The sequence below is a fragment of the Lysinibacillus capsici genome (assembly GCF_003367505.1).
Lineage (GTDB): Bacteria > Bacillota > Bacilli > Bacillales_A > Planococcaceae > Lysinibacillus > Lysinibacillus capsici.
The window spans coordinates 72,708-93,694 of record NZ_PXXX01000014.1 but is presented as its reverse complement, the minus strand read 5'-3'; the positions used below and the strand labels follow the sequence as shown (position 1 = coordinate 93,694).

Below are 20,987 nucleotides of genomic sequence, written 5' to 3'. Positions count from 1 at the left end.
CAACCTCCCGGTAGTTTGATTATTATAGTTATTTGTTGCCACCCCCTAGCCAAATTTCAACTGTTGGACGATGAAATAGAATTCGATTACGTACCTTTTTATGGGGAATCTCATCTTGACGAACCATTGTGTAAATAGTCGTTTTACTTACCCCAATTAGTTCAGCTAGTTCTTCAACGGACAACGTTATTTTTTCCATAAGTACCACCTCACATTATAAAAATTCGGTATCACCGAGGTTTCTCGGTAAAAAAATTTGTTCTATAGATAAATTAAAGAAATCTCTAAGTTTAAACATTTCGTCAGCTGTAAATTCAACCTCGCCTCTTTCCTTCATACCATAGGAACCAACACTAATACCCAATATCATAGCTACATGTTCTTGATACAATTTTTTTTGTTTTCGGAGCATCAGTAAATTCCACTGCATGTATTCACCTCCCTTACCTTATTTTATTCGGTATAACCGAATTCTGTCAATAAAAAAATTCATTTATAACGAGCTTTTTAGTTTTGAGTACAATATATTAATGGTATAATCGTGTTAAATAAAAATTAATTAAAGACGTAAATCTTAAAAAATAAGTGTGGTTAAGAAAATACGGAGGTATAAAATGGATAAATTAGAAAAGAATTTGGAAATATATGTAGGAGAGAGAATTAAATTTTTTAGGAAACAAAAAAAGATGACTCAAAAAGAACTAGGTGGAAAAATCAACAAAAGCGATAATACTATCTCAAATTATGAAAAAGGAATTATCGCTCCATCTCAAGATGCTTTATTTGCGTTAGCCGAGGCATTAGATATTAAAGTTGATGATTTATTCCCTAAAAGAGATAATTCTGAATCTCTACATCATGCATTATTAGATTCAAACGAGAATCTTGCTATGAACGACATGTTATTCTTAAAACAATTGATGGAATATATTCAAACGCTTGATGAAAACAGTCGAAAACATTTACTGGGGAATATTGAGATCGCGGTTGAGCTTTTCAAAAAGCAACAGTAAATTACCAGAATTCTCCCCCTTTTCAATTGCTTTATTCTTTAATTTTATAAATTCAATTAGCAATTTAATTTCATTCTTGTTCATACCGCGCTCCACCTTTTCTGTTAAAATATGTAAGAAATGAGGGTGTCAATTGGCTTATCAGGTCAGTAGATGCCGACTTCGGGAATTGCTTAAGTTAAATGACATGACCCAGGTAGAACTAGCTGAAAAATTAAGTATAACGCCTCAGCAAATTCAGCACTATATTCAAAATAATAGAGTAATGTCATTAAAAGTAGCAAAAAATATAGCAGAGGTTCTAAATTGCACAATAGACGATCTGTATGAATGGACCGAAGAAGGCGTATAAGAGTAGAATGTTTTCTACTCTATCTGACCATAAATAAGTCAATTGACTTACTAAAACTATACCAAATTTCTTTTACTAAAAGCATATTTATTTTGAAACAAGGCAAAAATATATAATTTTTAAAAATAATTATTTGTTTATTGTTCCTATTATAACATAAAATAAGAACAAGTGTTCTACCAATTTTAATAAAATTTAGGAGTGAGTATATTGGCGAATATCGTAAAGCGTGGAGACAATTCATATCGTTTCACAGTGTATTTACCTAAAGATGCAAATGGAAAATACCCACGCGAAACAAAGACAATATCTATAGAAGAAAAATTGACACCTAAGCAATTAAAGGAATTTTTGGATAGTGAGTATCTAAAGTTTAAAAATGAAGTCTTATCAGGGAATTATGTTAAAGTAGAAAAAATACTTTTTAAAGATTTTACAACTCAATGGGAAAAAGACTTTGCATCGACATTAGCATTAACCACCTATGGTAACCACCAACGTAAATTAGAATTGCACATTATCCCAGTTATTGGTCATATGCGAATGGACCAAATCAATCAATTCCATTTAATGAGTGTTATACGTGATATGAAACGTTACGATGGTAAAGACGAACCAATCACTTATCACAGTAAACAAGATGTTTATAGAACACTAAAAAGTATTTTTAAATATGCTGTAAAATGGGGGGTAATTTCCACTAATCCAATGGATGGAATTGAAAAGCCACGCCCTAGTGATACTGACGATATAGGCAAAGATATGCAAATTTATGAAGAGGAAGAAATAGAAACATTAATGCGTATGCTACAAAGTGAACCTGAGTTATGGCGAATAATGTTTACTTTAGCATTAGCAGCTGGATTGCGAAAAGGCGAGCTATTAGGATTAGAATGGAAAGATGTAGACTTTGCTAATCAACAAATATACATTCATCAGTCAATTGTTTTAACTAAACAAGGCCCACATATAAAGTCAACGAAAACAAAAAAATCAAAACGATATGTATCATTGCCTGAGTCTGTTATGGAAGAATTAAAAGCATATCGTATACATTGGGCAAAAGAGAAATTAAAAAAAGGTGACAAATGGATTGAACAAGATAGAGAATGGTTATTCCATTCATTTGATGGAACACACCTATACCCAACAAGTCCATCTAAGCATTGGCATAAGTTTATTAATGATCGCAAATTCAAGTATATTCGGCTTCACGATTTACGCCATACTTCTGCATCATTGTTAATTGCACAAGGAGTACACGCTAAAATTATTAGTGAACGTTTAGGACATTCTGATATATCCGTAACTATGAATACTTACGGACATGCTTTTAAGTCTGCTGATCGAGCTGCAGCTGATAAACTGAATGACTTTTTTAGAGTGAAAAGACAATCTTAAAATCTAACTAGTTTGGTGTTAAATTGGTGCTAAACTGGTGTTAAAATTGACAACAAACAATTGTAATTAATGATAGAACACGATAAAAACAATTGAAAAACCTTTGAATAACAGTATTTATTGTGATTATTTATAAATAAATTACCTCCAACAACTCATTTGAGGAGTGGTGGTTTAAAACTTTCTATAATAACTACGGCATACGCGGCTTTTACTTAAATAGTGTTATATCAAGGTTTCTACAGCATCTTAGCCAAATTGGTTAAGGTGCTTTTTTCATCCCAAAATAGCCAATGGGGTTAAATTGGGGTTAAACCTCATTATAATTATTGGTAATTAAAATTAAACGCTTGTTTATCTCCGCACAATATACACTCTCATGCGAGGCTCAATATACATTTTTTTATCAACAGGCTTATTAACATTTTGGATTCCTTCTTAAATTTCATTTCCTCATATTGATCTTCCAAATCAAAAATTGTTAATTGCCCCTGCAGTTCCATATATTCAAAATGAGTCATATTTTATTTCCCCTTTCATCATTCCAGCCAGTTTTCTAAGTTTGGTCTACTACATATTTCTGTTCGACTATCACGCTTATTCAGCCAATTATAAAAAGTACTGGACGCTCTCTATCTGCTGTTTCTTCTATAGATGATGAATTAGTCACCTTCATACTAGAACGTTCTACAGCCTTGTTAAACGCCCTTACAAATACAGCTCTTAATGTACTAGTGATAGTTAATGACACCGTTCACAAAATCACGTATATCGTTCATTTTTGTAGCCAAGATACATTTGTGAAGTTGATCTTTTAATTCATCTTGTATAGGCATCGAGTGCATGAAATCGTGTAGCATTACTTGGTACTCGTTCATGTATGCCTTTTTCTTTTCAGCTTGCAAAGCTAATTCATTTACCAAGACTCATAATATTATTTGCTTGTTTAGAACTTAAAAGATTTAGATGATTGGTTTTCAGATTGTTGCGCTTCAACCTTACTCTCACAAGGCTTTTCAGCATTTCCACGTTGGGACATTGTAAGGCAAATAATGTAGATGCTGCTCCTTGTCCACCTTTGCTTTTTACAGTGGTTTCTTTCTTAACGATCCCTAACGATTCCAGTTTTGAAATAGCCCGATAAACTGTCTTTGTGCTGATCTCCAATGCTGCTGCAATTGTGGCAGCTTTCAAATGACAAGCCCCTGGATGTTCAAAGCTATGAGAAGCAAGTTTGAAAACGATGGCACGTTCTGATTCTGTTAAATCATAATAATGAGCCGCAATGTGTTCCTCAACTGCTGTGTCCATGTCTGCTACTGATTCAAATGTTTTATAAGTTGCTAATTTTAGTGAAAATGAATTAGAGGAGATTGCAAACGCTTTAGATGCAAAATATGAGGCTCATTTCGTTTTAGAGGATGGACGCAAGTTTTAAGTTACAGGTAACTAATATTGGTTGTCTGTTTTTTATTATGTACAAATCTCATTAAATTTCCTATTATAGTTAAAAAAGGGGGAATTTAATTTGAAAAAAACAACTGTATTATTTAGTGTATTAATTTTACTTTTAACTTTTAGTATGGGTGCTTACGCTGCAACTAAATACAATTTTACTTTTGATGGCAAAAAACAATCTATCGATGTGCAGGTAATTAATAATCAAGCATATGTACCTTTAAATGCTGTTACAGACCTTTTTGGGGGAAAAGTGACTTACGATAACAAAACTAAAACGTATGCTGTTACATCTAATGCCACTGGAACAACTAACACTCAGAATGGATTAACACAAACAATTGGTAATATTACAGTTAAAGTTGATAAAATTACCCAAGATTCAGATTCACTTAAAGTTTTTGTAACATATATAAATAACTCAAAAAAAGAAGCTATGACTGGGGATAGTCTCTCTAAGATTATCGCTAACGGAAAACAATATGAATATGACTTTGATTTTAACTTTGCCAGATACTATGATAAGGACGTAGCAAAAGCAGCGAGTTACATTGAACCTGGAGTAACAGAGAGTTCAGTGATATTTTTCAAACCAGTATCTACAGATAAAATTAACGTTGTATTAAATGCAGGTTGGGAATCCTATCGTTTTAATGATGTAAAGATTCAAAAATAATAAACGCAAAAAAGCCCAGGCTCAAACTTAATTGAGTACCTGGGCTTTCATGGTTTAATTTATAAACAAAATTTTTTCACATTAAATCTCCAAATTAGGCATTGTTATCCTTACAGCTAATTCTACTATTGGTTTTGAGAAAGTACTTGGAATCATGGGACTTGGCAAATCTCCATCATGATTGGCAAGTCCAAAAGATGCTTCTCCTATATGAATCCAATCTATATCATCTGTACCCTCTATAAAACCTATAAAATGATAATCTGCACTATAAGTATCATATCCATCCTTATTGGGGATTGCTCTCCAAACTTCGGCTTCTTTTGTAGGATCTACTCCAAATTGTTTAAAGAAATTCAAAATTTCTGGACTAGTGAGCTGAATTTGTTTCGCGTAAAGTTGACAATCTTCACAACCACAATGAGCTTTTTCAGAAACCTTCGGAAGTGTTATGTATAATTCTAAAGTTTTCTCTTTATCTACTTTTACAACATAATCATTTATCTTTATTTCTTCCATAATAACTCCTCTTATTTAGATTATTATTGTGGAATTAACCAAATCACATTACCTGCGTCTTTACTTGAATGATCAGGAAAAGCATTGAAACTTAATAATTTTCCATCCTCTATAAAGAAACGGATTTCTAATTTTTTATCTCCTTTTTCGTAATACGTTTTGATCGAGTCCCAACCATCTTTTACCACATTATCTTGATCTGATCTACGTATATCTTCTACAATATACTTTACAAGTTTGTCCATATCACCATAATCTTTGAACCGATTACCAGCATTTATATGTTTACTAACATCTACTTCTCCTCTTCTCCTTATTCAATCACTTCCTAACCATTCATAAAAAGTAAGGACAACCTTCTTGTATTTTGTATAATTCCCTCCCATTTTGCACATAGATGGAGTAACAAGGGAGGTTATGACATTGAAGAAAATAATTTATCTATTGGTTTTTACTTCACTACTGTTAGTAGCTTGTGGAAAGAGCGCTGAACCAAAGGAAGTGGCAGTCGATCAAAATACGAATGTTGAAGATATTGTAGGCGCGATTGTGAAAAACGAATTCTCTGTGGATGAATCAAAAGACGGTGTTGTCACAATTTCCATTCAAGATACAGATGTAACAGAAGGATCGAAAAGCCAGATGCTAAAGGATTCTACTAAAATTTTCGCTGATTTGTCCAAATTAAAAAATGTGAAGACACCTGCTATTACTTGGTATGCTCCTCTCACTGAACCTGATGGGGACAAAACAATGACCGAGGTTTTGAATATTTATTTTAGTGAAGAGGATTTTCACAAAATAGACTGGGCCAATTATCTACAGGTCGATATCGAGTCTAGCGCTACAAATTATCATGAAGATGAGGCTTTAGAAGATTAATCACATAAAGATACCCCACAACCTATTGTGGAGTATCTTTTTTTACATATTGTTCTATAGCGTTTTCCAAAAGAGAGTGCTTTATTTTGTAGTGAGTTGCTTGCCAAATTCCTTTCCCACCCTGCAGGATTATTAGTTGAGGAGATTCGTGCTTCACTTGAAGATCACAGGCAATAGCATTTGAAATTACCCGATCCATTTGTACAATGACAAGATATTTAGGCAATTCCGTTTGTAATTCTTTATATTCCTTTAATGCTGAAATACTACTTATACATGTCATGCTAATTTTTAACACAATACAAGGTTTGAACTTCGATTGCTCTAAAACATCGCACCATTTGTTTAATGTCGTTATTCGTTGCATTTAGTAACCCCCTAAACAGATTATATACTACAAGGGGTATTTTAGGTTACAAAAAAACACGAGACTACATACGTGCTCGTGCTTAAAATTTTCTATTTAAATGCCTTCCGTATTCATGAATACTAGACGCCAGCCATCAGGGTCTTCAATGGTTACCCCTTTCTCAGCCCAATATGGATTTTCAGGCTCAACTTCGGGATATCCCATGAGCGCAAGACGTTCGGCAATATGACGAATGGTATCTCTGTTTGGGATATAAAGTACGAGAAGATTGTCCTTACTTGGTGCTGGACAAGGGCTACCGTCACTATGCTCAGTAAATTCTAAGTGATAACCTGCATCTGGAAGACCAATCATTAAACCATTATAGCCACGATGTTCTGTAAACGAACCAATTTTCTTTAATCCGACACCTTCACAGTAAAATCGTTCTACTTCCTTTAGCTGATCGGTTGGTCTTGCCACACGCACCTGTGCGACTGCTAATTCATTTGTCCATTGCTGTTCCATTGTTATGAAATCCCCTTTTAGACTATTGTAAAATGAGACCATAACGCTGGAAACAGTCCTAAGTCTGAAGTTATTGGATAAGAGCAACGCTAAAAGAAGCAGCTGTTTTCTCTTTTACTTCCTCTAAAGAAACACCATCTGCTAATTCTATCAGTTGCATGCCCTCTTTCGTAAAATCAAATACAGCCAAATCTGTAATTAATCGATGTACGACACCTTTACCCGTTAGTGGCAGTTCACATTGTTTTTTTATTTTAGATTCACCATTTTTATTCACATGCTCCATGACGACAATCACTCTCTTTGCACCGACGACAAGGTCCATTGCGCCACCCATGCCCTTCACCATTTTCCCCGGAATCATCCAGTTAGCAAGGTCTCCTGTTTCAGATACCTCCATACCTCCTAAGATGGCAAGGTCAATATGTCCACCTCGAATCATTGCAAATGATTCTGCACTGTCAAAGAAGGATGCCCCTGGAACTGCCGTAACTGTTTCTTTACCTGCATTGATTAAATCAGGATCTACTGCATCTTCTACTGGATAAGGACCAATACCGAGAAGTCCGTTTTCGGATTGTAAGAGTACGTCATAATCGGTTGGGATCGCATTCGCCACAAGTGTTGGAATACCTATGCCTAAATTGACATTCATACCGTTGGCTATTTCTTTTACTGCTCGGTTAACAATTTTTTGTCTTGTATCCATCATGCTTCCCCCTTCTTCACCGTTAAACGCTCAATACGCTTCTCGTAATTTTCACCTAACAATACACGTTGTACAAAAACCCCTGGTGTATGAATATGATCAGGATCTAGCTCGCCTACTTCTACAATTTCCTCCACTTCAGCTATTGTAATTTTCCCAGACATAGCAGCTAATGGATTAAAATTGCGTGATGTTTTTCTGTAAACTAAATTCCCTAGCTTATCGGCTTTCCATGCTTTGACCAGCGCAAAGTCAGCAACAATACCTTCTTCCAAAATATATTCTTTGCCATCAAAAACCTTCACTTCTTTTCCTTCAGCAATTGGTGTGCCAACCCCTGTAGCTGTGTAAAAACCAGGAATTCCCGCTCCACCTGCACGCAAACGTTCTGCAAGAGTTCCTTGAGGTGTCAACTCTACTTCTAGCTCACCACTTAAAAATTGTTGTTCAAAAATCTTATTTTCTCCTACATAAGAAGCAACCATTTTTTTTATTTGCTTGTTTGCTAATAGTAGACCCAATCCCCAGTCATCTACACCACAGTTGTTACTGACAACGGTTAAATCCTTAGTTCCCTGCTGCACTAATGCTGCGATTGATTTTTCGGGTATACCACATAGCCCGAAGCCACCTACAGCTAATGTATCTCCATCCTTAATATCCGCAATCGCCTCTTCAAAAGAACTCCATACCTTGCCATTCCCCATCTCGAAACCTCCCTAAATTGCTCGTTTATTAAGGAAAATTCTACATCATTGCTATTTTACAAGTAAAGGAATTAATTAGAATACTACTTATTCCTATATCGAATAAATCTATTTTCACCATTCCTACCTATCATTTCAAGTAACTGTTTTAATGCATAAGATTGATAGGCATTTTTCTTCGTAATAATCCCTAAACGCCACGGCATTTCAAAATTATCTAATGGAATTATTTTCACATTGGTATTTGTTTGCTTAGCTGCAATGGAGTGGGGTAACAATGTAACCCCTAAATTGGAGGATACTAACTCTACAATCAAGTCCCACTGTGAACTTTTATAGCCGATTGTAGGTGTAAAACCAACACTTTCACATGATTTAATTATATAGTCGTGAAGCGTGAACTCCTCTGCAAAAATAATGAACGTTTCATTTTCTAAATCTTGTAAAGCTATGGATTCCTGGTGTGCATAGGGGTGAGATTCATTCATAAAGACATAAAACTGGTCTTCTATAAAGGATTGAACAGCAAACTTCCTTTCATCTACTGGTAATACAACGATGCCCATATCAACATCACCATTTTCAACTAGCATTTCTACCATTTTTGCACCACGTTCGATAAGCGCTAAATGCACTTCAGGATATAGCTGATGAAATCTCCTAGCGATTTCAGGGAAAAATAAAGTTCCAATTAAAGGTGGAATCCCTAATTTGATAGCACCTGTCTTAATATTTAATAAATCGTCTAGCAAAATATGTAGTTCTTGGACAGCCTGCATTATTTTTTGTCCTTGATGATAAACAATACTACCTGCATCAGTAAGTTCTACATTACGCGTTGATCTGTTCAACAATTCAACTTGTAATGATTCTTCTAATTTTTTGATACTTTTGCTTAATGAAGGCTGAGATACAAAGGAATCATGTGCAGCCTTTGTAAAACTCCTATGCTCAACAACAGCCATAAAGGCTTTTAAATCTCTTAATTCCATCACTATCTTCTCCATTTATTCGTATTTGTTATAAAAGCATCTACAAGTACTACCCTCTAGCAATAAATTCTCCATCCTTTCTTTTTAATCCTTTGCAATGTGTTGAACTATAAAATTTAGATATTTTCACCCCTGCCATTATACGTATCTTTTCGACTTTTGGAGAGTTTTTTGAGAGTTATATGACCTACAATCAATTATAAATATTGTCATAATTTATCAAAGATTGGAGATGTAACAGATGTTGAAGCAATTGCTTGAAAATCGAATAGTTAATAGGCATTATTTAGGTCTTACATTTCAGCAACATGTTTATGAATTAAAGAACTGTGAGGAAGTTTTAGGAGTGAAAGCTAAATCGCTACATATTGAGAATCGTCATATTGCTGTTGGCTATATTGCTGATGACAGTATTTTCTTTAAAAGTGCTCATTTCGGAAATACCATGGTCACTTTAACAGATGGAATTCATCAAGCAATTGTTCAGCTATTTGTACAACATTCTGGTGAAATTTGCATTGAAGTGAAGCCTTATATTAAACATGCCAACATCGTGCCTGTTTATTTCCGGACAATTCTAGCTGATACTGCCATTGCCATTGACCTAAAAGGCGCATTAAAAAAATTCCTAGTAACTCATCATTATATGATTGAAGCAGATACGATCATGGAAGTTCATTATCAATCCATGCATCCCTATGTGCTCAAGAATTCTTATGCTGGGCATTTTGTTTTAGGGTGTACACCCGATGGTAGACAAGTAACAGGAGCCGAGGAGTATACATTAGCTAACCGTATAGCTAATTTAAAGTTTTCTCACATTATTATTCAGCAACAAGGCATACCAAAATTAATTGCTTTAAATATATTATTAACGTTTGTTATTACGAATAAGATTTTTGTTACTAACGAACTTTCTATGTAACTAATTGGATAGAGGATTTTACGATGTTATTTTCATTTATTTTATTGATTGTCATCATACTAGTAGCTTTATTTGTTATAAAATCTTTTTCTCTCTATAAAAAGCGTGCAGAAAAGAAAAAATTTTTACAAGAAAGACTTAAAAACCTTCTACTGACAAATATAAGCCAACCTAAATAAAAATTTTTCAAAGAGAAATGACCTTATCTTATTAAGTGCCAACAAAAAATACACCACCTTTATAGTAAAAAATAACTCTAATAAGGTGGTGTATTTTTTAGTGAGCTTTTTCTAATGCTAATTTAATGCCAAATGCAATTAATATTGCACCTGTTAATCCTTCAATTACTGCCTTAGTTGATGGCTTTTTCATAAATGCACTAATTCGATCTAAAAGGTACACGTAGAAGATAAACCATAGCATTGTTAATGCTGTGTAAATTAGACCCATTATTAAAAAAGGGAAAAATGTTCCACTATTTCCATCTACAAATTGAGGGAGAAATGTTAGGAAAAATACTGCGACCTTTGGATTTGTCACATTTGTGAGAAACCCTTGTTTAAAGCAAGATTGGTGGGAATATTTGTGTTCTATACTTCCTACATCGTCTACAACTGGAGATTGTGTTCGAATTGTTCGAAGTGTCCACAAGGTTTTGATTCCTAAATAACATAAATAAACCGCACCAACATATTTTAAAACAGCAAATATATAGGCGGATTTTACAATAATCGCCGAAAGTCCAATAACAGCCGCACAAGTATGAATTAATAAACCGCAACAAGAACCTATGATTGTTTGTAAACCGCCCTTTCTACTTACAGTCAGTGTGTTTTTTGTTGCAATCGCTGTATCAGGGCCAGGTAAAATAATAAGTAAAATGCACATAACTAAGAATACAGATATATTGACCATATTACGCCCACCCTTTCTGTCAGAAAATTATAAAAGTAATTGTAACATACGCCAAGTCCAACAGAAAGATACAAAATTTTTCCGTTGACATATAACCGTAGGGTGTTATATATTCATAACACCCTATGGTTATATTTTATACAGATTCCTCTGCTAGTGGACTTAATAACGTTGAAAAAGGAGTAATAGAACATGACTGAAAAATTACAGGATATTGTCAAAACAATTACATTAAATGCCCCTATCGAAAAAGTTTGGGAGACTGTCGCAACAGCTGACAAAATAGCTGCTTGGTTTATGCCAAATGATTTTCAACCTATCGAAGGATACGAATTCACTATTCAATCACCGTTCGGCCCATCACCCTGTAAAGTAGAACGTGTAGATGCACCACACTTTCTACGATTTGCTTGGGATCAAGATGGCTGGTTCGTAACTTTTGAGTTAAAAGAAGTAGGCGAGCATACTGAATTTACTTTAACACATGGTGGCTGGAAGGAAGCTTCACATATTATTCCTAAAGCAAACACTGCTACTGAAGCCGTACGTACTAATATGGATAACGGATGGACAATGATTATTAATCATAAATTAAAAGAGGCTGCTGAATTCTAATGACTGAAGCAGCCATAAAGTATGATATTTTTCAAGCAATAGCTGATCCCACAAGAAGAAGCGTTTTACAGCTCCTTGCAGCAAGCGACAGACCTATTTCCAATATTACTGAGCATTTTACGATTAGTCGAACGGCTGTTGTAAAGCATTTAAAAATATTGGAACAGGCGGAGCTAATCTCTGCTCAAAAAAAAGGTCGTGAAAAAATCTATACGTTGCATAGGGAGCGTTTAAAGGAGATTGAAGATTGGCTCCAATACTTTCATTTATTTTGGGATAATAAATTGGCTCAGCTTCAAAGCATGGTTGAAGATCATTAAAGCAGAAAAAGAGCTGTCCTTTTGTCAGACAGCTCCTCATTTAAAAGAGATAAAATAATCCCCCATTAATGACTTCTATTTTAATTTTTGCTTCATATTGCTCCTCTAATGCTTTTCTTTCAATTTCATAACACTCTGGTTTATCTTCTATATCCTCATAAAAATAATCCAATACACGTTGATCACGTTGCCATCGTTTTTGTGCTTCCGTTGCCCAGGAATGGTCATCCTGCTCAATAATTGACTCAATTGTAGCTTTCAATCTTTCCAGTGCTCTGGCAGGCTTAATAATATATTGCACATGAAATACATTTTCTTCAGGTTCTATGTTAAAGTCCGAAGAACAAATCCTTTCATGAAAACCCTCCTTGATGACGCCCGTCAATAAATTAATGCCAAATGAGTAAAGCATTTCTTTTGTACGATCACAGCAATACGAAACTTTAAAGTTAACACCTAACCAGGGCGTTAAAATAACCTGCCCCATATCACGATCAACTTTTTCAAACAACTGAACATAAGCTCCTAGTTCCCTTGTAGCTAAAAATATCTGATTTAAACGTGGAGAGCCGTAATGAATAGCTTCCCCAAATAAATTACCAGCCATTGCTGTTTGATTTGTAATAAAGGTTACTTGCGCTGGGTTTGGTTCGCTATTCGTTGCTTCAACATATTGCCAATAAAATGGCCTATTCATAATTCTTTTATCTATGTCTATCGTTAATTGAACGGTTAGATAATGATTCTCTTCTCCTAAAATTGCACAGTCATTCTCCATAAAAAATTCCTTTAAATAGTGGTGAACTTGCTGTGGATACATAGCTGCACCTCCCTACCTTATACAGATTCTTTAAAGTTTGTTAAAATGGCATCTAAATCGCCAACCACCTTCTCGAACACATCAATTTTTGTATGAAGCAATTCCAAGATTTTCTCTTCAATTGTATGTTCAATGGCAAGATTATAAATATGGACATCATGCTCCTGTCCCAAACGATGGACACGACCAATACGTTGCTCTAGCTTCATTGGATTCCAAGGTAGATCATAGTTGATTACATGATGACAAAATTGAAGATTTATCCCCTCTCCACCTGCCTCGGTAGCGATGAGTACCTGTGCTCTTTCTTTAAATAGGTGCTTCATATAATCTCGTTTACTTTTATTAAACTTACCATTAAATAGCACACTTGATATGCCATTAGAATGTAAGTACCATTGCAAATAAATTTGCGTAGCACGATATTCTGTAAAAATAATAACCTTGTCATTTGCTTGTTTAACAATTTCCAAAGTCTTTTCCGCCTTTGAATTCACTTCCAAGGTCATTAATTTAGTAATAATTGCTTCTATTTCTTGTGGTTGTACATGGTCATCTAGCATATTCGTTAATGTTAATGCCGTAGCTTCCTTGCTACTACACATTTCTTTTTGCAACGTAATTAATGAAAATGACCCTGTGTTTTGAAGGTTGCCAAGCATTTCGTAAACTTCTCTTTCTTCGTCCGTAAATGTAATCGGTACAATTTGAACACGACGATTTGTCCAATCAATCCCCGTATCTTCCCTACGATTTCTTACCATTACCTGATTAACCAACTCTTTTAAATAATCATCATGTTCTAAATCATGCTTGCTAGCAGAGAAGGCCGATTGGAAGGCATCATAGTTACCAAGATGCCCAGGCTTTAATAAGGAGATTAAATAATACAATTCAAAGATATCATTTTGAATAGGTGTGGCAGTTAATAATAAGCAGAATTTTTTCTTTAAGCCTTGTACAAACTCGTAAATTTGTGTTTTATTATTTTTTAATTTATGTGCCTCATCAATAATTATCATGTCATAATCCTGCTCATAAATGCGCTCTCTATGTGGACTCTTTTTTGCCGTATCCATACTCATAATAAGGACATCATAGCGCTCTATCGGGCAATTTTTTTTATATGCGACGGCAGGAATATGAAATTTTATATTTAACTCTTCAATCCACTGATTAATTAAAGAAGCAGGTGCTAAAATTAATGCTCTTTTCACAAGACCTCGAATAAGGTATTCCTTTAAGATTAAGCCCGCTTCTATTGTTTTACCTAGCCCCACCTCATCAGCTAAAATAGCTTTCCCATTCATACGTTCAATAACTGTTTCAGCTGCTTCTAACTGGTGTTTCAAAGGTTGTAAATTAGGTAAGTACTTTGTAGCCTGCAATCCTGTAAAATCAGGAATTAGTTTCATTTTCACAATATCATAGTTCATCTTGTACAATGTCCAGCTATCCCATTTTTCAAGATGATTTAATCGATCGATAAAGCCCTCTTCCCACTCGGACGACCTTTCTATTTTCATGATCATCACCCCATGTCATTTTTTCTAGTTTAGGGTGTCCAAAAAAGGAAAAGCTATGTTATTTCTAGATGAAAAACACCTAATGAAAGTTATTTTTTCATTAGGTATTTGTTAATTCATATATTTACGGAATTGTTTTGGAGATTTTTTCAGCAAATTCTTTAATGATAAATGAGAGTTTCTCAGGTACATTTTAGATTTTTTGAGTTGACGAACATTTTTTTCTCTAATAGATAGACTCTTTATTAAAATGTTTCGCGATATCCATGACAATCATATTCTCTGTATAATTTTCTTATAAATACTCCATAATCAGCGTTATGTTTTCTTTTTTATATTGATAGTCCATCAGAAGTATTTCTTCTAAAATATACATCAAGACAAAAAGAAAGGAACACCAACAATATATTAGTGCTCCTAAAATCGATTATTTTAAACTTTCCTGTAATAGCTTACGATTACGTTGTTTGAAAATATCATTATGTGAGGAAACGATACCTCCCTCAGAAGCATCAGGTTGAATATACTTCTTCGCACTATTCACTGCATGAAGTGCATCATGAAAGGCTGCTGCAATTAAATGAATTTTACCATCATGGCTCAAAATATCACCCGCAGCATAAAGGCCTGGGATCGATGATTCACTATTAATCGTACCAGCGATAAAATAATCATTTTTGCGCTCAATGGCTAATGGACTATTATCTAACAATTCTTTATCACGCACATACCCATGACTAATAACAACTTCATCAACAGGAATTTCTGTTACAGTCCCAGTTTCATGATTTGTTAAAGCAATAGCTTTAATCATTCCTGCTTGATCGTCTGCAATCAGCTTAGTAATTTCAGAATTGAAATGGCATTCGATCGAACTATTTGCAAGCTCTGTAATTTGAGCCTCATGTGCAGACAATGTATCTTTTCGATAAGTTAAATAGACCTTGGATGCTACCTCCGTTAATTCTAATGCCCAGTCTACCGCTGTGTTACCACCACCAGAAATAATAACTGCCTTATCTTTAAATTTTTCATAGGATTTAATTGTGTAATTTAAATTAGATACTTCAAAGCGTTCAGCCCCCTCAATCTCAATTTTTTGAGGATTTAGGATGCCACCACCAATAGCAACGATAACTGTTTTGGAATAATGAATATTCCCTGACTCTGCTGCGATGACAAATATACCATCTTCATTTTTAGCAATGGACAGCACTTTTTCATTTGTATAAATAGAAGGATTAAAGGTTAAGGCTTGCTCAACTAATTGTTTAATTAGTTGCCCCCCTGATATAGGCGTTACACCTCCCACATCCCAAATCATTTTCTCTGGATAAACATGAATTTTACCGCCTAGCTGTGGTTGTGATTCAATTAGCTTGGTTTTCATTTCACGTAAACCACAATAAAAGCTTGAATATAAACCCGCTGGCCCACCACCAATAATGGTTACATCATACAATTCTTGTTCTAACAATTCCTAACACACCTTTCATTTGGTCATTACTATCTCAACAATTGGACTAGCTCATACTGCATAACAGCTCAATCGTAAATGTCTAAATGTAAATATTGCTTTGGAAAATCCTCCTTAACTCCATTATACGATAATGATAATCATTATCAAATAAAATTATAACAAATCATGATATTAATAACAGATGTGGTCACCTTTTATTAATATTTTCATTTATGTAATTAGTAAAAAAATAAATTTATGTATTTGTCCCTAAAAATTTTCATCATTATGCTTTTGCACTATTCATTCTAAAAGCAGATTATACGTTTTACTTACTTTTTGATACACTATTGGAAAAAAGATCGAGGGCACAATGAAAAGAAAAATTTTTATATTACATGAAATCTATGGAGTTAATCATTTTATTGAAGAACAAATACAAATATACAGCGATGAGGACACTGCCGTTTCCCTTATTTCACTTTATCCAGAAGGGCTTTCCTTTCCATATGACCAGGAAAAACAAGCCTATGACTTTTTCTTACAGACAGTTGGCTTTGATGCTCCTCTTGAGTTGCTTTCCCCAAAAATATTGGAGGCTTGTGAAAACTACAACGAGGTAATATTAATTGGATATAGTGTAGGTGCAACTTTAGCCTGGAGATTAACTACACTCCCCCTACACCGTGTCATTTGTGTATATGGCTCACGGATCCGCCAATACCTTGATAACATTCCATCTTGTCCAACTTTGGTTGTTTTACCTAGCCATGAAGATAGCTTTGATATTCAATCATTGAAGGATACTCTTGTAAGCATACCGAATGTTCAAATCAAACAATTTCAAGGCTTACATGGCTTTATGGATGCCTCTAACTCAAACTACTGTCAGTTGAGCCACTCGCAAGCACTCAACGACATTCAATACTTTTTACAAGCTAGCAAGCTATAGGAGGAATAAACGTGGAACAAAATATTGATATTCAGGTTGATCCATATATTGAAGCAGGCAATGTTATTTATCCAAGCTTCCATCTTTCTTTACAACCTGGCACGATTATAGGCATCTATACAGATGTTTCCAAAATACATACATTAATGCAATGGTTTATGAAAAGAGATGATACGTATACTTCTTTTCGTGAAAGCTCGTTATATGAGCGACTCACAGCGCGCGAGTATATCCAGTTCATTTTAAAGCTTTTTAACCGCCCAACTAATGAAACAGAGAACATATTGAAGCTTTTTAAACTTACTGAACAAAAAAACAATAGAATTAGTAAGCTTTCTAATAGTGAAAAACAGCGATTAAAACTATTGAATATGTACCTACATCCGGCATCTATTCAAATTTTAGAAGAACCCTTTCAAAATATAGATGAATTTTCAAAGCAAACTATCCAACAGTTATTAAAAAATCTCACAAAAGAGCATAAAATTATCATTTTGTTATCAAATAATCTAGAAGACTTAATGGTTGCAAGTACAACTATACATCGATTAGATGGGGCAGACTTACATCCTTTAGACGTAAAAGAGGGTAGCCTTGAGCAAGCTCCAAAGCCTCTTGAAGATGCACCAATTCGACTAGATAAAATCCCAACAAAGAAAAATGAAAAGATTATTTTATTTAATCCACCCGAAATTGATTATATTGAAAGTGTTGAAGGAGAAGTATCTATTTATGTAGCAGGTGAAGCTTATCCATGTACTCTATCGCTAAATGAGTTAGAGCAAAAATTGACACCATTCGGCTTTTTTAGAAGCCATCGTTCTTATATTGTGAACCTACAAAAGGTTCGAGAGATTATTACTTGGACACGCAATAGCTATAGCTTAGCACTCAACAGTACAGAAAAGACAGTTGTTCCACTGTCGAAAAATAAATTGGCAACTTTAAAGGAAATACTCGGAATTTAGTAGATTTCCCAGGAAATAATCGACTCCTGTCACCTTTAATAAAATTCCATTAAAGGTCCTTTTTCTGCCTTTCACATGATTTTTACTGTGAGCCTTACCCTTGTTGTTTATAGTGTAGACATCAACAACAAACAGGAGGTTACACATGAACGCAGTGATTGATGTGCAACATTTGAAAAAAACTTTTAATAATGAAACAGCATTACAGGATGTTTCCTTTACCATTAAAAAAGGGGAAATATTCGGCTTTCTTGGCCCAAGTGGTTCTGGTAAAACTACTACTATTAAAATATTAACCGCACAAACAGATAAATCGGCTGGTAATGTTCTATTATTTGGGCAGCATGCATCTGAAATGAAGCAAAGTCAAAATCGTAAACGTTTTGGTATTTTAACAGATAATAGTGGCTTGTATACGAGACTATCAATTGAAGAAAATTTAATACTTTATAGTAACTTATATCAGCTATCTCCATCTGCTGTAAAAGAAGCTTTGGACTTTGTCAATTTATATACAGAACGTAAAAAGAAGATCAGTCAGCTTTCCAAAGGAATGATTCAACGTGTTACACTTGCTCGTGCAATTATGCACAAGCCCGAATTATTATTTTTAGATGAGCCTACTTCTGCTTTGGACCCAGTAAATACCCAACATATATATAATGGCTTACGAAAATTAAATGCTATGGGTACAACAATTTTTTTAACAACACATGATATGAGCGAAGCAGAAATACTTTGTGATCGTGTTGCTTTCCTGCATAAAGGGAAAATCCGAGCAATCGGCGCTCCAAAAGATCTAAAAAAAGAATTTGGATCTGACACTATTACAGTAGAGCTTAAAAATGGTGAACAGGAAATTATAGAAAATGGTTCTCAAGATGCAGAGAAGTTATTTCAATGGATGCAATCCGATCAAGTTACACGTATCTATACAAACGAGCCAACACTAGGTGACATTTTTATGCAAATAACAGGGAGTGATTTAGTATGAATATTTCAATGACACGTATTCAAGCTATATTGATGAAGGATTATAAGGAATTCTCACGGAACTATGCCGTATCAACTATGGTATTACTACCACTTATAATGGCGTTTTTATATAATCGATTAGGTGCAAATACTATTAGCATGTATTTTCTACCAATTAACATGACATTTTCCATAGTGACTACTTACGTACAATGTAGTTTAATTGCAGAAGAAAAGGAAAAAAACACTCTTCGCAGTCTTATGCTCTCCCCTGCCTCACTTGGAGATATTTTAATTGGTAAAAGCCTGTTTGTTCTAATTGTTACAATTGTATCTGTAACAATGGCTATTTTTCTAGTTGGCTATGAACCTGCAAACCTTTTTATCTTAGCAATTGCATTATTGCTTTCTGCTGTGTTTTATATTGCTCTAGGTACAATATGCGGTTTATTTGCTAAATCTATTATGGAAGCATCTATTATTGTGTTGCCTGTAATGGTTATCTTCTCATTTGGACCTCTGGCCTTAGCTCTATCTTCGGCATACCCAATCTTAAAATTAGCTGAATGGCTACCAAGCTCACAGTTATTACTTTTAGCAGAGGCGTTAGAAGGTAAGTATTCTATGGCAGATGTTCTTATTCCTATGATTACGATAATTGTATGGTCTCTTCTTTCTTGGATTTTCGCAGCAATTATCTATAAAAAAAGAATGGTCGATTAAAGACCATTCTTTTCTTCAGTTAATAATTCCTTCTCCCGTTTTTCAATTTCCTCTAACGTATCTGCATACCATACACCGACAAATCTTGAAGGGACGGACTCCTCAAAATAATCACCATCATAGAAAGATAAAGGAAATAACATACCCTTTTCTATATATTTCTTAATTGTTTGATAGAAATGATCATTCTGTTGTGGGCTTTGTGATGAATAGGAGCTAAATTTATTGATGGGCTTTCCTAAAGCATCATGAAACATCAGCATTGAGGTTGAACCATTTTGGCGGAAATTTAAGTCTATTGCTTGAACATCACCAGCTTCCGTGACAATTAAATCAAAGCCTGCCACACCGACAAAGCCTTCCTCAACGCCACGTTCCATAATATGCTTTCCTACTTCAATTACTTTTTCGGGTACTTTCTCTACAATGATATTCCCTTCGTAAATGCCGTTATCATCCGTAATTTGCTGGGAAGCTCCTAAGTATTGAATCCCTAGCTCCTCTGAGTAAACAAATTGACAGCTATAGTTGTCCTTTGTCTGTAAAAGCTCCTCAATAATTATACTTTCAGTTCCTGTCATGCGAAATTGTCGTAAACCTTCCGTCAATTCATCTTTATTATGACAAATGGTAACGCCATATCCTCCCGAGGTTGGCGAATCATCACCAGGCTTTAATACTACAGGGGGCTGCCAATTTTTAATGGCATCTGAAAGTCTATACGTCTCCACATTTAGACGACTTGGCACATATTTACTATCGATTAAATGATCAATATAAGCTTTTGTATTCAACTCATTAAATTTCTCCGCATCCATCCAATAACATTGACGATCCATATGCTCCAGGTCATGTATATATTGACATACAATGGTCTTCCCTTCCTTACACCATGTTTGGATCTGTGCCAGATATTCCTCTTGAGTCTCATAACTATAAGGCTGTTCTACCCATGGTAATCCTGCTAATTGATGAAGCTCTTGCGCCTTTTCTGTTTGTGTTGCTCGATGTACTAGCACGGGGATATCAGCAATAGCAACTTCTCTTGAGGTTAAAGCATCTAGCTTATGAGGATCATCCATCATCCACGGATTATCGCTATACGGTGTTCTGGGTGTATACACAGCATTATCACCATAAATTTGTCTTAACGTGTATTTAGGTTTCAAGTAGATTACCCTCTTTCAATTTTTCGGTACTCTA

The 20,987-nt window shown here is 34.7% G+C and carries 28 protein-coding genes; 12 read left to right on the top strand and 16 right to left on the bottom strand.

All coding sequences use genetic code 11. From position 1 onward, the window contains the following. Positions 1 to 28 precede the first annotated feature (28 nt). Positions 29 to 199, bottom strand: coding sequence for a helix-turn-helix domain-containing protein (locus C7B89_RS13340; protein WP_115673891.1), 171 nt, complete (start codon positions 197 to 199; stop codon positions 29 to 31). 15 nt (positions 200 to 214) lie between these two features. After that, positions 215 to 430 (bottom strand): helix-turn-helix transcriptional regulator, encoded by a 216-nt coding sequence (locus tag C7B89_RS13335; protein ID WP_115673890.1) that lies wholly within the window; start codon positions 428 to 430, stop codon positions 215 to 217. Between the two features lie 184 nt (positions 431 to 614). On the opposite strand from C7B89_RS13335, the gene C7B89_RS13330 reads away from it, so the two are divergent. From C7B89_RS13330 to C7B89_RS13320, 3 genes are all read left to right on the top strand, one after another. Beyond that, positions 615 to 1,013, top strand: a complete 399-nt coding sequence (locus C7B89_RS13330) for a helix-turn-helix domain-containing protein (RefSeq protein ID WP_115673889.1) — start codon at positions 615 to 617, stop codon at positions 1,011 to 1,013. Between the two features lie 133 nt (positions 1,014 to 1,146). Beyond that, the gene (locus C7B89_RS13325) at positions 1,147 to 1,365 is read left to right on the top strand and encodes a helix-turn-helix transcriptional regulator (RefSeq protein ID WP_115673888.1); all 219 of its coding nucleotides are present in this window, start codon (positions 1,147 to 1,149) and stop codon (positions 1,363 to 1,365) included. Between the two features lie 210 nt (positions 1,366 to 1,575). Further along, a complete protein-coding gene (locus C7B89_RS13320; protein ID WP_158539191.1) occupies positions 1,576 to 2,766 on the top strand; it encodes a tyrosine-type recombinase/integrase in 1,191 nt (396 codons plus the stop codon). Positions 2,767 to 3,497: 731 nt separating this feature from the next. Here the strand turns inward: C7B89_RS13320 and C7B89_RS22930 are convergent. Both C7B89_RS22930 and C7B89_RS13310 read right to left on the bottom strand, forming a co-directional pair. After that, on the bottom strand, positions 3,498 to 3,689 hold the full coding sequence (locus C7B89_RS22930; protein ID WP_115673886.1) for a hypothetical protein: 192 nt from the start codon (positions 3,687 to 3,689) through the stop codon (positions 3,498 to 3,500). Next, on the bottom strand, positions 3,679 to 4,077 hold the full coding sequence (locus C7B89_RS13310) for a helix-turn-helix domain-containing protein (RefSeq protein ID WP_115673885.1): 399 nt from the start codon (positions 4,075 to 4,077) through the stop codon (positions 3,679 to 3,681). Before C7B89_RS13310 ends, C7B89_RS22930 begins: the two co-directional genes overlap by 11 nt. Positions 4,078 to 4,294: 217 nt before the next feature. On the opposite strand from C7B89_RS13310, the gene C7B89_RS13305 reads away from it, so the two are divergent. Further along, entirely contained in the window at positions 4,295 to 4,900 is a 606-nt protein-coding gene (locus C7B89_RS13305; RefSeq protein ID WP_115673884.1) for a stalk domain-containing protein, read from the top strand. An 81-nt stretch (positions 4,901 to 4,981) separates the two neighbouring features. On the opposite strand, the gene C7B89_RS13300 is transcribed toward C7B89_RS13305, so the two are convergent. Together C7B89_RS13300 and C7B89_RS13295 are read right to left on the bottom strand one after the other, a co-directional pair. Then, positions 4,982 to 5,419 (bottom strand): hypothetical protein, encoded by a 438-nt coding sequence (locus C7B89_RS13300; protein ID WP_048393223.1) that lies wholly within the window; start codon positions 5,417 to 5,419, stop codon positions 4,982 to 4,984. A gap of 23 nt (positions 5,420 to 5,442) precedes the next feature. Then, positions 5,443 to 5,664, bottom strand: coding sequence for a hypothetical protein (locus C7B89_RS13295; RefSeq protein WP_048393221.1), 222 nt, complete (start codon positions 5,662 to 5,664; stop codon positions 5,443 to 5,445). A gap of 172 nt (positions 5,665 to 5,836) precedes the next feature. Between C7B89_RS13295 and C7B89_RS13290 the strand changes: the two genes are divergently transcribed. Next, positions 5,837 to 6,301 (top strand): hypothetical protein, encoded by a 465-nt coding sequence (locus tag C7B89_RS13290; protein WP_232735603.1) that lies wholly within the window; start codon positions 5,837 to 5,839, stop codon positions 6,299 to 6,301. Between the two features lie 22 nt (positions 6,302 to 6,323). On the opposite strand, the gene ytxJ is transcribed toward C7B89_RS13290, so the two are convergent. The 5 genes from ytxJ to C7B89_RS13265 all read right to left on the bottom strand — a co-directional run bounded on the left by ytxJ (position 6,324) and on the right by C7B89_RS13265 (position 9,586). Continuing rightward, positions 6,324 to 6,668, bottom strand: coding sequence for a bacillithiol system redox-active protein YtxJ (gene ytxJ, locus C7B89_RS13285; protein ID WP_115673883.1), 345 nt, complete (start codon positions 6,666 to 6,668; stop codon positions 6,324 to 6,326). Positions 6,669 to 6,764: 96 nt separating this feature from the next. Further along, positions 6,765 to 7,178 (bottom strand): VOC family protein, encoded by a 414-nt coding sequence (locus tag C7B89_RS13280; protein ID WP_054549048.1) that lies wholly within the window; start codon positions 7,176 to 7,178, stop codon positions 6,765 to 6,767. A 70-nt stretch (positions 7,179 to 7,248) separates the two neighbouring features. Next, positions 7,249 to 7,890 carry a 3-oxoacid CoA-transferase subunit B gene (locus C7B89_RS13275; protein ID WP_279493741.1) on the bottom strand — a complete coding sequence of 214 codons (642 nt, stop codon included), beginning with the start codon at positions 7,888 to 7,890 and terminating at the stop codon, positions 7,249 to 7,251. Then, positions 7,887 to 8,594: a CoA transferase subunit A gene (locus C7B89_RS13270; protein WP_004229828.1), complete on the bottom strand. Its 708-nt coding sequence runs from the start codon at positions 8,592 to 8,594 to the stop codon at positions 7,887 to 7,889. Before C7B89_RS13270 ends, C7B89_RS13275 begins: the two co-directional genes overlap by 4 nt. 83 nt (positions 8,595 to 8,677) lie before the next feature. Then, a complete protein-coding gene (locus C7B89_RS13265; protein WP_115673881.1) occupies positions 8,678 to 9,586 on the bottom strand; it encodes a LysR family transcriptional regulator in 909 nt (302 codons plus the stop codon). 241 nt (positions 9,587 to 9,827) lie between these two features. On the opposite strand from C7B89_RS13265, the gene C7B89_RS13260 reads away from it, so the two are divergent. Next, positions 9,828 to 10,511, top strand: coding sequence for a hypothetical protein (locus C7B89_RS13260; RefSeq protein WP_054549044.1), 684 nt, complete (start codon positions 9,828 to 9,830; stop codon positions 10,509 to 10,511). Positions 10,512 to 10,787: 276 nt separating this feature from the next. Here the strand turns inward: C7B89_RS13260 and C7B89_RS13255 are convergent, their stop codons facing one another. Further along, positions 10,788 to 11,426: a LysE family translocator gene (locus C7B89_RS13255; protein ID WP_066038411.1), complete on the bottom strand. Its 639-nt coding sequence runs from the start codon at positions 11,424 to 11,426 to the stop codon at positions 10,788 to 10,790. 192 nt (positions 11,427 to 11,618) lie between these two features. Here C7B89_RS13255 and C7B89_RS13250 point away from each other — a divergent pair, with 192 nt between their 5' ends. Both C7B89_RS13250 and C7B89_RS13245 read left to right on the top strand, forming a co-directional pair. After that, the gene (locus C7B89_RS13250; protein WP_048393204.1) at positions 11,619 to 12,041 is read left to right on the top strand and encodes an SRPBCC family protein; all 423 of its coding nucleotides are present in this window, start codon (positions 11,619 to 11,621) and stop codon (positions 12,039 to 12,041) included. After that, positions 12,041 to 12,361 carry an ArsR/SmtB family transcription factor gene (locus C7B89_RS13245; RefSeq protein ID WP_054549042.1) on the top strand — a complete coding sequence of 107 codons (321 nt, stop codon included), beginning with the start codon at positions 12,041 to 12,043 and terminating at the stop codon, positions 12,359 to 12,361. The genes C7B89_RS13250 and C7B89_RS13245 overlap by 1 nt, the downstream gene beginning before the upstream one ends. 40 nt (positions 12,362 to 12,401) lie before the next feature. Here the strand turns inward: C7B89_RS13245 and C7B89_RS13240 are convergent, their stop codons facing one another. The 3 genes from C7B89_RS13240 to C7B89_RS13230 all read right to left on the bottom strand — a co-directional run bounded on the left by C7B89_RS13240 (position 12,402) and on the right by C7B89_RS13230 (position 16,184). Then, a complete protein-coding gene (locus C7B89_RS13240) occupies positions 12,402 to 13,181 on the bottom strand; it encodes a YqhG family protein (RefSeq protein WP_048393200.1) in 780 nt (259 codons plus the stop codon). Between the two features lie 17 nt (positions 13,182 to 13,198). Beyond that, positions 13,199 to 14,713, bottom strand: a complete 1,515-nt coding sequence (locus C7B89_RS13235; protein WP_048393198.1) for a DEAD/DEAH box helicase — start codon at positions 14,711 to 14,713, stop codon at positions 13,199 to 13,201. A gap of 421 nt (positions 14,714 to 15,134) precedes the next feature. Then, positions 15,135 to 16,184 carry an NAD(P)/FAD-dependent oxidoreductase gene (locus C7B89_RS13230; protein WP_066038409.1) on the bottom strand — a complete coding sequence of 350 codons (1,050 nt, stop codon included), beginning with the start codon at positions 16,182 to 16,184 and terminating at the stop codon, positions 15,135 to 15,137. A gap of 355 nt (positions 16,185 to 16,539) precedes the next feature. Between C7B89_RS13230 and C7B89_RS13225 the strand changes: the two genes are divergently transcribed. From C7B89_RS13225 to C7B89_RS13210, 4 genes are all read left to right on the top strand, one after another. Further along, the gene (locus C7B89_RS13225; RefSeq protein ID WP_115673880.1) at positions 16,540 to 17,118 is read left to right on the top strand and encodes a dienelactone hydrolase family protein; all 579 of its coding nucleotides are present in this window, start codon (positions 16,540 to 16,542) and stop codon (positions 17,116 to 17,118) included. Positions 17,119 to 17,129: 11 nt separating this feature from the next. Next, positions 17,130 to 18,086 carry a LytTR family transcriptional regulator DNA-binding domain-containing protein gene (locus C7B89_RS13220; RefSeq protein ID WP_115673879.1) on the top strand — a complete coding sequence of 319 codons (957 nt, stop codon included), beginning with the start codon at positions 17,130 to 17,132 and terminating at the stop codon, positions 18,084 to 18,086. A gap of 145 nt (positions 18,087 to 18,231) precedes the next feature. Next, the gene (locus C7B89_RS13215) at positions 18,232 to 19,080 is read left to right on the top strand and encodes an ABC transporter ATP-binding protein (protein WP_115673878.1); all 849 of its coding nucleotides are present in this window, start codon (positions 18,232 to 18,234) and stop codon (positions 19,078 to 19,080) included. After that, positions 19,077 to 19,784, top strand: coding sequence for an ABC transporter permease (locus C7B89_RS13210; RefSeq protein ID WP_036078002.1), 708 nt, complete (start codon positions 19,077 to 19,079; stop codon positions 19,782 to 19,784). The genes C7B89_RS13215 and C7B89_RS13210 overlap by 4 nt, the downstream gene beginning before the upstream one ends. Here C7B89_RS13210 and ldmS read toward each other — a convergent pair. After that, positions 19,781 to 20,953 carry an L-aspartate--L-methionine ligase LdmS gene (gene ldmS, locus C7B89_RS13205; protein ID WP_115673877.1) on the bottom strand — a complete coding sequence of 391 codons (1,173 nt, stop codon included), beginning with the start codon at positions 20,951 to 20,953 and terminating at the stop codon, positions 19,781 to 19,783. The two genes, C7B89_RS13210 and ldmS, sit on opposite strands and share 4 nt — an antisense overlap. Positions 20,954 to 20,987 lie beyond the last annotated feature (34 nt).

Coding starts and splice junctions, on each gene's coding strand:
- C7B89_RS13290 (WP_232735603.1), top strand. CDS start 5,837: ATGACATTGAAGAAAATAATTTATCTATTGGTTTTTACTTCACTACTG.
- C7B89_RS13245 (WP_054549042.1), top strand. CDS start 12,041: ATGACTGAAGCAGCCATAAAGTATGATATTTTTCAAGCAATAGCTGAT.
- ytxJ (WP_115673883.1), bottom strand. CDS start 6,668: ATGCAACGAATAACGACATTAAACAAATGGTGCGATGTTTTAGAGCAA.
- C7B89_RS13225 (WP_115673880.1), top strand. CDS start 16,540: ATGAAAAGAAAAATTTTTATATTACATGAAATCTATGGAGTTAATCAT.
- C7B89_RS13235 (WP_048393198.1), bottom strand. CDS start 14,713: ATGATCATGAAAATAGAAAGGTCGTCCGAGTGGGAAGAGGGCTTTATC.
- C7B89_RS13270 (WP_004229828.1), bottom strand. CDS start 8,594: ATGGGGAATGGCAAGGTATGGAGTTCTTTTGAAGAGGCGATTGCGGAT.
- C7B89_RS13275 (WP_279493741.1), bottom strand. CDS start 7,890: ATGATGGATACAAGACAAAAAATTGTTAACCGAGCAGTAAAAGAAATA.
- C7B89_RS13295 (WP_048393221.1), bottom strand. CDS start 5,664: ATGGACAAACTTGTAAAGTATATTGTAGAAGATATACGTAGATCAGAT.
- C7B89_RS13340 (WP_115673891.1), bottom strand. CDS start 199: ATGGAAAAAATAACGTTGTCCGTTGAAGAACTAGCTGAACTAATTGGG.
- C7B89_RS13240 (WP_048393200.1), bottom strand. CDS start 13,181: ATGTATCCACAGCAAGTTCACCACTATTTAAAGGAATTTTTTATGGAG.
- C7B89_RS13250 (WP_048393204.1), top strand. CDS start 11,619: ATGACTGAAAAATTACAGGATATTGTCAAAACAATTACATTAAATGCC.
- C7B89_RS13300 (WP_048393223.1), bottom strand. CDS start 5,419: ATGGAAGAAATAAAGATAAATGATTATGTTGTAAAAGTAGATAAAGAG.
- C7B89_RS13260 (WP_054549044.1), top strand. CDS start 9,828: ATGTTGAAGCAATTGCTTGAAAATCGAATAGTTAATAGGCATTATTTA.
- C7B89_RS13265 (WP_115673881.1), bottom strand. CDS start 9,586: ATGGAATTAAGAGATTTAAAAGCCTTTATGGCTGTTGTTGAGCATAGG.
- C7B89_RS13310 (WP_115673885.1), bottom strand. CDS start 4,077: ATGGACACAGCAGTTGAGGAACACATTGCGGCTCATTATTATGATTTA.
- C7B89_RS13255 (WP_066038411.1), bottom strand. CDS start 11,426: ATGGTCAATATATCTGTATTCTTAGTTATGTGCATTTTACTTATTATT.
- C7B89_RS13215 (WP_115673878.1), top strand. CDS start 18,232: ATGAACGCAGTGATTGATGTGCAACATTTGAAAAAAACTTTTAATAAT.
- C7B89_RS13280 (WP_054549048.1), bottom strand. CDS start 7,178: ATGGAACAGCAATGGACAAATGAATTAGCAGTCGCACAGGTGCGTGTG.
- C7B89_RS13335 (WP_115673890.1), bottom strand. CDS start 430: ATGCAGTGGAATTTACTGATGCTCCGAAAACAAAAAAAATTGTATCAA.
- C7B89_RS13330 (WP_115673889.1), top strand. CDS start 615: ATGGATAAATTAGAAAAGAATTTGGAAATATATGTAGGAGAGAGAATT.
- C7B89_RS13210 (WP_036078002.1), top strand. CDS start 19,077: ATGAATATTTCAATGACACGTATTCAAGCTATATTGATGAAGGATTAT.